The sequence below is a fragment of the Paraburkholderia guartelaensis genome, assembly GCF_004353905.1.
Lineage (GTDB): Bacteria > Pseudomonadota > Gammaproteobacteria > Burkholderiales > Burkholderiaceae > Paraburkholderia > Paraburkholderia guartelaensis.
Genome location: NZ_SMOD01000154.1, coordinates 1 through 1268, shown reverse-complemented (window position 1 = coordinate 1268; position 1268 = coordinate 1). Strand labels below are relative to the sequence as shown.

Genomic DNA, 1268 nt, shown 5'->3' with positions numbered 1-1268 from the left:
CCGAACCAGGCGCAACGAACACGAACCGGGCAAGAAGAAACAACGCGAGTTCACGCAGGCGGATGTCGAGCAGGCGATCACGGATCTTGCCCAGCGTAGACAGGTGCAGCAATCGCCCCAAAAACCTGGCCGGCGGTCTGCAGGCAGCAGTGGAACTGACGCAGACACCCTTCCCGCTCAGGATCCGTCCTTCGATACCGTACAGGCTTCAGACGCATGAAAGACGAATCCTGAACCTGCTAAACCCGGACATTTGAACTTGGCCGGGAAGCGGACATCTGTATCTGGCCATGACATGTGTTGTGGGGGCTACGTCTTAATGTCGTGTTCTGGCTATTTACAGATGTCGTGTTTTTGAGCGCTGGCAAGCTGGCAGACTGCTGCAACCGCTGCGGGGCCTGCCATGAAGCCGGACACGACGCTGGTGAGTTTGAGCATGCGCGAACTGGACAGACTGAAGGTTATACAGGCGGTCGTTGAGACGGGCCTCAAGCCCGGCCGTGCCGCCGAACGGCTGGGTCTGACAGTACGTCAGATCGAACGGCTGGTGATCCGGTACCGGGAGCACGGGCCGTCTGGCGTGGCCTCGGGCCGGCGCGGTCAGCCAGGTAACCGCAAGCTCGACGAAGGCCTGGCGTTGCGCGCCCTGATGATCATCCGCGAGCGCTACGCCGATTTCGGGCCGACGCTGGCCCGCGAGAAGCTGGACGAATGCCACGGCATCCGGCTGTGCAAGGAAACGGTGCGCCAACTGATGACCCAGGCCGGCCTGTGGGTGCCGCGCAAACAGCGTCCGCCGAAGGTCTACCAGCCGCGCGCACGGCGTGCATGTTTCGGCGAGCTGGTGCAGATCGACGGCAGCGACCACCGCTGGTTCGAGGACCGGGCGCCGGCCTGCACGCTGCTGGTGTACGTGGACGACGCGACGAGCCGGCTGATGCACCTGCATTTCACGCAGACCGAATCGACGTTCAGATACTATGAGGGACAGCCCGCGTAAGCCCCCAGGAGTAAAACGGTTTGTCTGGACCGTTTCCCGGAAGGAGCACGCAAATGGACGCACCCGAGAGAACCCTGCACGCACAGGACACCGCGATCACCTGCAGGCTGTTTGTCGCCTTTGAATTGGGCGAAAAGAACTGGAAGCTGTCACTCGGTGATGGCGTACGTGCTCCCAGCCGTTGCACGGTAGCGGCCGGCGACACCGCTTCCGTCCTGACCGCTATCGCGAAAGCCAAAGCTCGCTGTCATCTGCACCCTGACACCTT

At 62.1% G+C, this 1268-nt stretch carries 3 pseudogenes; all 3 read left to right on the top strand.

The window, feature by feature from the left end:
• A pseudogene (locus tag E1N52_RS44715) lies at positions 1 to 220 on the top strand (ISNCY family transposase); the annotation flags it as partial.
• A gap of 216 nt (positions 221 to 436) precedes the next feature.
• Positions 437 to 985, top strand: a pseudogene (locus E1N52_RS43770) (helix-turn-helix domain-containing protein); the annotation flags it as partial.
• A gap of 68 nt (positions 986 to 1053) precedes the next feature.
• Positions 1054 to 1268 (top strand): annotated as a pseudogene (locus E1N52_RS43765) (IS110 family RNA-guided transposase); the annotation flags it as partial.